We start from the raw sequence: 8,694 nt of genomic DNA on the forward strand, positions 1-8,694 counted from the left end.
GGAGCGGCTGTAGAGGCTGTGGGGGCTGTGGGGGAGGGCGTTGCGGACGCGATTGCGGGGGAAGAGCCGCTCGTTTCTGGAGCCGCCGCCACGGTGTTGGGGGCGGGGACGGCGTTCTTGCGCGCGGTGCGTGCCCGGGCACGGGGCGTCTTGCGGACGGGTTGCCGGCGCGTGGCGCGTTTGGATTTCGGCTCGGGCGTCGTCGCCTCGGCGGTGCGTTCGCGTTCGTCGCCGGCGTCGGCGGAGTCCGCACCGTCGGCGACGTCTTTGTGGGCTTTGACGTCGTCGTGCGTCTTGCGGGAATGCAGAACCGAGAATTTCATACCGAACAGCATAGTCGCCGCATCCTATGACGGATGGACGGTATCGGTGTGGGACGCGTGGAACGTATGGCGCACGTAGGACGCGTGGGGCGGCATGGGATGGGCGGGACGGCATGGGATGGCGTGGGATGCGTGGGAGTATGGGACGGCGTGGAATGCGCGGACGGTAGTGGCGTGGGAGCGATGAGGCGGATAAGGCGGTATCGGTGTGGGGCATATGGACGGCATCGGCATGGGACGGATGGTGTCGGCATGGGACGGGCGGCTCGATGTGGGACGTGCGGGTGTCGGCTCGGGATGAACGGCTCGGCATCGGATGGACGGCTCGGCATCGGATGTGCGGGCGTCCTGTGGCAACGGTGTTTAGATTTGTGGGTCTATCGAGTCGCAACAGCGGTTTTGTGGGTCCGTCCTATTCATTAATAGTGGGTTAATCCGTTCATAAAGAGGTTTGTGGGTCTATCGCATACACGAGGACGGCGAAAATCGGCTCCTCGTGAACTGATAGACCCACAAATCTAATTTGGCGAGCGGATAGGCCCACGAACCTAATTTGGAGAACGGGCGGACCCACGGACTCGATTTGGCGAGCCGGTGGACCCACAAACCCGATTAGAGAACGGGACGGACCCACGAATCCAATTTGGAGAACGGATAGACCCACAAACCCGTGGGACTATTGACCGGTGGATATCTTCGGCATCGCATCCGTATCGCGGCGGAACCAGAGGGCGAGGAACGCGAACACGAAGACCAACGGCAGCATGTGGCGGTCGAAGTTGTTGGCCGGTGCGGTGATCATCACGCCCATGAGCAGCAGCATCGGCAGGTGGAACGCGAGGGCGCGCCAGCGCCGCAGCACCACTTCGGCCGCGCCGACGACGAGCACGAGAACCGTCCAGAAGTTGCCGTGGATGGGCCAGCCGAGCACCGGAATATGCGACCAGCCGTTGAATGCCCAGGCCACGGCGTCGCGCCAGCCGCCCATCCAGCCGGCGATATGCGTGGCGTTGGTCTTGATGACGCCGTTGTCGATGTAGTAGATGGCCGAGACGTAGGGGATGTCGGTCACGTCGAAGTAGCCGTAGCTTTCGGCGAGCAGGGCGTCGATGGCGATGACGGGGTTCGCCTTGACGATCTCCACCCATGCGGCGTTGAACTGCCGCATGTCGTCGGCGGTGACGGTCTTCCACTGGTAGACGATGGTCTTATCCTCAGCGGAGCCTGACGATTTCATGCGGTCGGCGTCCTGGGGGAAGTAGGCCTGCGCGGCGCCGTCGAGGTCGATGATGGGGGCGAGCTTCTCGCGGGCGCTTTGGGGGATGCCTTGGGGATTGCGTTGGGCGACGCGGCCGATCTGCTGGAGTTGGATGCCTTTGCTTTCGATGGCGTCGCCGTTGATGATGGTGTTCGACGCGGTGAGCGCCGTGAGCATGCCCTGGAACGCGATGAGGGGGATGAGCAGGGCGACGGCCCATGTGCGCCAGCGGCGGCGGTCGGCCAGCATGGCGAGGACGAACAGCAGTGCGACGACGTAGACCGCGTATTTGGCGCTGGCCAGCATGACGAACGTGGAAACGGCGAGCGCGACGGCGGTGCGCGGCGGCACGGGGATGTGGGTGATGGTTCCGCCAACTCGGGTGGCGGGCTTGCTGTTCTGAGCAACGGACTTCTCGTTCTGGACGGCGGGCGTTCCGTTGCTGCTGCCGTTCTGAGAGGCAGGACTTCCGTTTTCTCGGTCATCCTGAGCGGAGGCCGACAGGCCGGAGTCGAAGAATCGTGTGGCGTGAATCTCATACAGCACGCCGAACCACCAGACGAATGCGAATGCGAACAGAGGGGACTTCGTCAATGCGATGGTGCTGGTGACGATGATGGGGTTGAGGAGCAGCATCGCGAGCACGATGAGGCGGGTGGCGGCGGACCCCTTCGGACCGGCGTCCGCAGGGCGGCCGGTCCCTGCGTCGTGCAGGAACGGCATGTTGAGGAAGCGGTTCGCGGTGGCGGCGCAGCAGAACGCGGCGAAGGCGAACTGTGCGCCTGACAGCAGCACGACGCCGGCGTCGGGCGCGCCGGTGAGCGCGCGGCTGGCGAATGCGACGCCGCCATACAGCAGGGTGAGCAGGATGTTGTGCTGGTTGGTGAGGAACGTCGGGTCGGCGGGCCAGAGATAATGCGCGGTCGGGTAGACGTCCATGATGGTGTTCACCACGCCCGTGCCGTCGAGATAGGTCTGGGGATTGCCGTGGGTCTGCTCCCAGAACGACGTGAATTCGCGGATCTGCGAGAACAGGTCGGCGCCGAACGCGCTGAGCAGCGTCGCATAGCACCACAGCCATCCGATGAGCAGTATCACCGCGAGCTTCCATGTGCGGTCGGTCGCGCGTATGATTGTGTCTTCGTACCTCGCGAGGAATCCCCGGGGTTTTCCACCATCGTCGCCGTTTCCGCGCATAACTCTGGGGATACCGGGGATGCGCCATCCGCTGCGTGCGATGCTCGCCAGACCGATGACCAGCCCGAGATACACGGCGAACGCCGCGACGAGTATCGCCGCATTGCCGAGCGAGAAGTCGGCTATCGACCCGTCCGCACGGTAGATCGGCCCGACCGCCGTGCAGAAGGCCAGCCACAGGCAGGCCAGGGCCGCCAACATCCATCGCAAAACATTCCAAACCGTAGTCATCGCCCCGATTCTATCGGGAAAACGCGAGTTGTGGGTGTTCGTATCGGCCGTCACAGAGGAAACATGCGGATGTGCTCGGTCACATCCGCATGTTTCCCGAATCAAAGCCTCACCGCTCGCATATTCACCGTTTGCTGACGGAGAATCCGGCGCAGACGGCGGAAACGATGACGGCCTTCGGCAGGTCGCCGACGAGGAAGCCGAGCGACGCCGCCATCACGGCTCCGAACGGCACGCCGGTCAGCACCGACTGCACGAATGCGCCGAACGGGTAGAGCACCACGATCACGCCCAGCACGATCGCGCCGAAATACCGCAGCGCCGTCAGCAGCCGACCGCGCACCGAATCGGTGCGGGCCCTGCCGCGCACCAGCGCCGTGATGACCACGGCCGGGAGGAACCCGATGAGGAATCCGGCGCTCGGCCCGACCAGCGCCAGCGTGGACGCGCCGCCCGCGAACACCGGCAGACCAGCCGCGCCGGCCGCCAGATACGTGGCCACCGCGCTCGCGGCCTCGCGCCAGCTGAGCGTGAGCCCGGCCAGCATCAGCACGAACGTCTGCATCGTGATGGGCACCGGCGTGCCCGGCACCGGAATCTCGCCGGCGGCCGCCGCGGCCCACATGAGGCCGGCGAACAGCAGCGCCTTCGCCCCCGAGGCCAGCAGACGGCGTGCGGTGGCGGCATCGGCCTCTTGGCGGATGCGCTCAAGGGCTGGACCATGGTGTTGTGAAATCATACAAATCCCTTCGATATGCGGCGGCGGCAATAATGGCAACACGTCAAACGTTCTATGCGCGTATATGTCGTAACCGTTGGAAAATCACGTGTTTCGTACGGCTGGAGGCCGCTGGTATCTCAGCATAAATACCGGTCTTACGGAACCGTTTGTATGAACGTACAAAAACCGGCACCGGATTTTGTCGCTTTGGGGATTCCGTTGCGAGGCCGCGGATTGATAGCGTGACGAATATGCCGATTCATGACTTTGTCTGGCGGGCGCCCGCCCCGCGCACCGCCGCCGAGGCGGATTCGCTGACGATTCTGGATACGGTCGATTCCACCAACACGATGATGACCCGTGACATCGCGGCCGGCGCGCCGGATGCGGACCACGGTGGGGATGCCGTGCACCGCATCGCGCACCTGTACGACGATGCCGCCACCGGGGATGCCGCGGCCGCCGGGAAGCATGCGCTGCCGGTCGCCGTGGCCGTCTCGGACACGCAGACCAAATGCCACGGCCGTCTCGGCCGCGTCTGGTACAACCGGCCGGGCCAGTCGCTGCTCGCATCGTTCGCCGTGCCCGCGCCCACCGCGCTCATCACCGCATCGTTGGGTGGCTGGATCACCATGAGCGCCGGCCTCGCCGTGCTCGACGCCATGAGGGACGTCGCGGACGAATACAGGATTTCGGCGCTGGGCGCCGATCGGGGGAAGCTCACCATCAAATGGCCGAACGACGTGTTCTGCGACGGGCGCAAGCTGGCCGGCGTGCTCAGCGAATTCGTGCCCGTCGACGACCGTTGTTCGGCCGTGGTCATCGGCATCGGACTCAACCTGTTCGTGCCGCAGGCCGACCTGCCGACCGAGATCGCCACGTCGTTGCAGCTGCATTACGGGAACCTTCCCGATTATGCGACGCTGCGCGACGCGTTGATGGCCGGCATCGTCCATCATCTGCGCGAACGGCTCGAACGGCTTTACGCCGACCCGAAGGCCGGCGTGGCCGACGTGCTGCGCGAGGTCGGGGCGGTGAGCTGGACGCTCGGCCGCCGCGTCGAGGCGCGGCTCGCCGACGGCGGCAGCGTATGCGGCACGGCGACGGCCATCAACCCCGACGCCTCGCTGACCATCCGCGACGACGCCGGAGCGACCCACGTCGTCACGACCGGCGACGTCGGCGTCATGCCGATGCCACCCGCGCCGGCATCCGCCTGATCGTTGCACAACCCGTTACGAAACCCACCTACGAAACGAAAATCCACGAACCGAAGGACCCTATGCGAAAACTGTTGATCGCCAACCGCGGGGAGATCGCCCTGCGCGTGGTGCGAACCGCCCAGGAGATGGGCATCGGCACGGTCGCCGTCTACGCCGAACAGGACCGTGACGCCATGTACGCGCAGATGGCCGACGAGGCGTATCTGCTCTCCGGCGACACGAACCTCAAGACGTATCTCAACGAGGACCTCATCGTCGACATCGCCAAACGCTCCGGCGCCGACGCGCTGCATCCCGGATACGGCTTCCTCTCCGAATTCTCGTCGTTCGCGCGCAAGGTGCAGGACGCCGGCATCACGTGGGTCGGGCCGAAGCCCGAGGCGCTCGACGAGCTCGGCGACAAGATCAGCGCCTGCAAGGTGGCGGCCCGCGCCAAGGTGCCGGTCGTGCCGGGACTGGCCGAACCGGTCACCGACATGCGCACGCTGCTCGACTTCGCCAACGCGAACGGCTACCCGGTGATGATGAAGAAGGCCGACGGCGGCGGCGGACGCGGCATCACCCTCATCCACAACGACGACGAGCTGCGCCAGTTCTACCTCAACCACGACGCCCTGCAGGGCGGCGACCTCGGCGACTACTTCATCGAGAAGTTCGTCGACAAGGCCCGCCACGTGGAGACCCAGTCCGGCCGCGACAGCCACGGCAACTTCACCGTCTACTCCACGCGCGACTGCTCCGTGCAGCGCCGCAACCAGAAGCTCGTGGAGGAGGCGCCCGCGCCGTTCCTCACCGCCGACGTGCGCGCCCAGCTCGAAGGCTTCTCCGAACGGCTCTTCGACACCGTCGACTACGTGGGCCTCGGCACCTGCGAGTTCCTCGTCACCCCCGCCGGCCGCGTGTACTTCATGGAGGTCAACCCGAGGCTCCAGGTGGAGCACACCGTCAGCGAGCAGGTCAGCGGCCTCGACCTCGTGCGCGAGCAGCTCACCATCGCCGACGGCGGCGAACTCACCAAGGCGCCCGCCCCGCGCGGCCACGCGTTCGAGCTGCGCATCACCAGCGAGGACCCGGCCACGAACCTCACGCCGAGCTCCGGCACGCTGGAATCCATCACCTGGCCGTCCGGCCCCGGCATCCGCATCGACACCGGCGTGGAGGTGGGCGACACCGTCTCCCCGAAGGACGACTCCATGATGGGCAAGGTCATCGTCACCGCCCAGGACCGTCTCGCCGCCGTGGCCCGCGTGCGCCGCGCCCTGCGCGAGCTGAGCATCGAGGGCGTGCCCACGCCGGCCAGCCTCTTCCAGAAGATCTTCACCAACCCCGACTTCACCGCCGAGAACGGCCACCCGTTCGAGGTGACCACCAAGTGGCTGGAACGCAACTACCTCAACGCCAAGCCGCAGGCCGTCTCGGCCGGCCAGCCCGCCTCGGTGAGCGGCCGCGACGAACGCCGCCCCGCCATGGAGACGTTCAACGTGGAGGTCGACAACAAGCGTGTGAAGCTCGCCGTGCCGTCCGACCTGCTCGCCGGCATCGGCTCCGGCAGGGGCACGAGCGGCCCGCGCCGCCCCACCCAGCCGCTGCGCGGCACCGGATTGCACGACGTCGGCGAGAACAGCCGTCATACGGACGACGCGGCGCGGTCCGGCATCATCGTCGCCACCATGCAGGCCGTCGTCACACGCATCAACGTGGCCGAAGGACAGACCGTCGACAAGGGCGACCTGCTCGTCGTGCTCGAATCCATGAAGATGGAGAACTACGTGTACGCGCCCGCCAAGGGCGTCATCAAGAAGATCGGCGTGGGCGTGGCCGACGGCGTCGACCCCGGCCAGACGCTCGTGACGATGGACATCGAAGGCGCCACGCACGAACATGCGAACGACCGCCATGACGATGCGGCCAGTGCGGCCGCACACGATACGACCGACGGAAAGGAGGCCTGAGATGACCGATACGCTGGGAGTCTCCGTCGACACGACGAACGCGGCCGCCGCCCGGCACCAGCCGGTGCGCGAGGCCATCGCGCGCGCGGCCGAGCTCGCGCGCGACGCCGAGGCGAACGCCGTCAAACGGCAGCACGCCAAAGGCAAGTACACGGCGCGCGAACGCCTCGACCTGCTGTTCGACACCGACACGTTCGAGGAGATCGGCCGGTTCAACGGCGGCGACATCAACGCCGGCAAGGCCGGCTCCGCCGTCATCACCGGCTTCGGCAAGATCTACGACCGCAAGGTGGCCGTCTACGCACAGGACTTCTCCGTGCGCGGCGGCACCATGGGACTGGCCGAAGGCCGCAAGATCTGCCATCTCATGGACATGGCCATCGATCTGAAGATCCCCGTCGTCGCGTTGATCGACTCCGGCGGCGCGCGCATCCAGGACGGCGTGGCCGCGCTCGCCCAGTACGGGCACATCTTCCGCAGGACCTGCGAGGCCAGCGGCTTCATCCCGCAGATCTCCCTGATCCTCGGCCCGTGCGCCGGCGGCGCCGTCTACTGCCCGGCGCTGACCGACCTCATCATCATGACCAAGGAGAACTCGAACATGTTCGTCACCGGCCCCGACGTGGTCAAGGCCGCGACCGGCGAGACGATCAGCATGGACGAGCTCGGCGGCGGCTACGTGCACAACGCCACGTCCGGCGTGGCCCACTATCTCGGCGAGGACGAGGCCGACGCCATCGACTACGCGCGCACCGTGCTCGCCTACCTGCCGTCCAACAGCGACGAACAGGCGCCGACCTACGCGTACGCGTCCGGCCACGCCGAGCAGGAGGCCGCCAAGCGCATCGGCACCATCATGCCCGATAACGACCGCCAGCCGTACGACGTGCTCGACGTGATCCGCTGCATCGTCGACTACGGCGAATTCGTGCAGGTGCAGGAGCTCTACGCGCAGTCCGCCGTCGTCGGCTTCGCCTGCATCGACGGCCGGCCCGTCGGCGTCGTCGCCAACCAGCCGAACGTGCTGGCCGGCATCCTCGACGTCGAGGCGTCCGAAAAGGTCGCCAGATTCGTACGATTGTGCGACGCGTTCAACCTGCCCGTCATCACGCTCGTCGACACGCCCGGATACAAGCCCGGCGCCGACCAGGAGCACAACGGCATCATCCGCCGCGGCGCCAAGGTCATCTACGCGTACGCCAACGCGCAGGTGCCGATGATCACCATCATCCTGCGCAAGGCGTTCGGCGGCTCATACATCGTGATGGGTTCCAAGGCCATCGGCGCCGACGTGAACGTGGCGTGGCCCAGCTCGCAGATCGCCGTGCTCGGCGCGGCCGGCGCGGTGAACATCATCCACCGCAAGGACCTGCAGAAGGCGCGCGAGGCCGGGCAGGACGTCGACGCGCTGCGGCGACGCCTGGCCGACGAATACGAAAAGACCACGGTGAACGCCAACCTCTCCCTCGAAATGGGCGAGATCGACGCGATGATCGACCCCGAGCAGACGCGCGACGTCATCGAACGATCGCTGAGGCTGCTCTCCACCAAGCGGCGCGTGCGCCGCACCGGCAAACACCACGGCAACCAGCCGATGTGACCGCCGGCCACGTATGCGGCATGCGGAGGCGGAATCCCATGCCTCCCTCTGATGAGGGAGGTGGCGCGCCGAAGGCGTGACGGAGGGAGAGACCACAGTCGACATGGCCCAGCCAACACAACCCAGACTTCAATCAACCAACCATCGAACCAACCAACAGACCGATAAGAATCACAAGGAACACAGGAA

Annotated in this window: 6 protein-coding genes; 3 read left to right on the forward strand and 3 right to left on the reverse strand. The window is 66.1% G+C overall.

The genetic code is table 11. The features are described 5' to 3' along the window. From KIH77_RS09190 to KIH77_RS09200, 3 genes are all read right to left on the reverse strand, one after another. A partial coding sequence (locus tag KIH77_RS09190; protein WP_219101197.1) for a hypothetical protein occupies positions 1 to 323 on the reverse strand: 323 nt, incomplete at its 3' end. Between the two features lie 676 nt (positions 324 to 999). Next, entirely contained in the window at positions 1,000 to 3,009 is a 2,010-nt protein-coding gene (locus KIH77_RS09195; RefSeq protein ID WP_219101199.1) for a DUF6020 family protein, read from the reverse strand. Positions 3,010 to 3,133: 124 nt separating this feature from the next. Beyond that, entirely contained in the window at positions 3,134 to 3,748 is a 615-nt protein-coding gene (locus KIH77_RS09200; RefSeq protein ID WP_219101201.1) for a biotin transporter BioY, read from the reverse strand. A gap of 233 nt (positions 3,749 to 3,981) precedes the next feature. Between KIH77_RS09200 and KIH77_RS09205 the strand changes: the two genes are divergently transcribed. The 3 genes from KIH77_RS09205 to KIH77_RS09215 all read left to right on the forward strand — a co-directional run bounded on the left by KIH77_RS09205 (position 3,982) and on the right by KIH77_RS09215 (position 8,505). After that, positions 3,982 to 4,950 (forward strand): biotin--[acetyl-CoA-carboxylase] ligase, encoded by a 969-nt coding sequence (locus tag KIH77_RS09205; protein WP_219101203.1) that lies wholly within the window; start codon positions 3,982 to 3,984, stop codon positions 4,948 to 4,950. Positions 4,951 to 5,012: 62 nt separating this feature from the next. Beyond that, positions 5,013 to 6,905 carry an ATP-binding protein gene (locus tag KIH77_RS09210; RefSeq protein ID WP_219101205.1) on the forward strand — a complete coding sequence of 631 codons (1,893 nt, stop codon included), beginning with the start codon at positions 5,013 to 5,015 and terminating at the stop codon, positions 6,903 to 6,905. A gap of 1 nt (position 6,906) precedes the next feature. Continuing rightward, positions 6,907 to 8,505 carry an acyl-CoA carboxylase subunit beta gene (locus KIH77_RS09215; RefSeq protein WP_219101207.1) on the forward strand — a complete coding sequence of 533 codons (1,599 nt, stop codon included), beginning with the start codon at positions 6,907 to 6,909 and terminating at the stop codon, positions 8,503 to 8,505. Positions 8,506 to 8,694: the final 189 nt, after the last annotated feature.

Source organism: Bifidobacterium pluvialisilvae (genome assembly GCF_019331695.1).
Lineage (GTDB): Bacteria > Actinomycetota > Actinomycetes > Actinomycetales > Bifidobacteriaceae > Galliscardovia > Galliscardovia pluvialisilvae.

What these genes read in the sequence shown, in the direction of transcription:
- KIH77_RS09195 (WP_219101199.1), bottom strand. Translation starts at nt 3,009, where the DNA reads ATGACTACGGTTTGGAATGTTTTGCGATGGATGTTGGCGGCCCTGGCC.
- KIH77_RS09200 (WP_219101201.1), bottom strand. Translation starts at nt 3,748, where the DNA reads ATGATTTCACAACACCATGGTCCAGCCCTTGAGCGCATCCGCCAAGAG.
- KIH77_RS09205 (WP_219101203.1), top strand. Translation starts at nt 3,982, where the DNA reads ATGCCGATTCATGACTTTGTCTGGCGGGCGCCCGCCCCGCGCACCGCC.
- KIH77_RS09210 (WP_219101205.1), top strand. Translation starts at nt 5,013, where the DNA reads ATGCGAAAACTGTTGATCGCCAACCGCGGGGAGATCGCCCTGCGCGTG.
- KIH77_RS09215 (WP_219101207.1), top strand. Translation starts at nt 6,907, where the DNA reads ATGACCGATACGCTGGGAGTCTCCGTCGACACGACGAACGCGGCCGCC.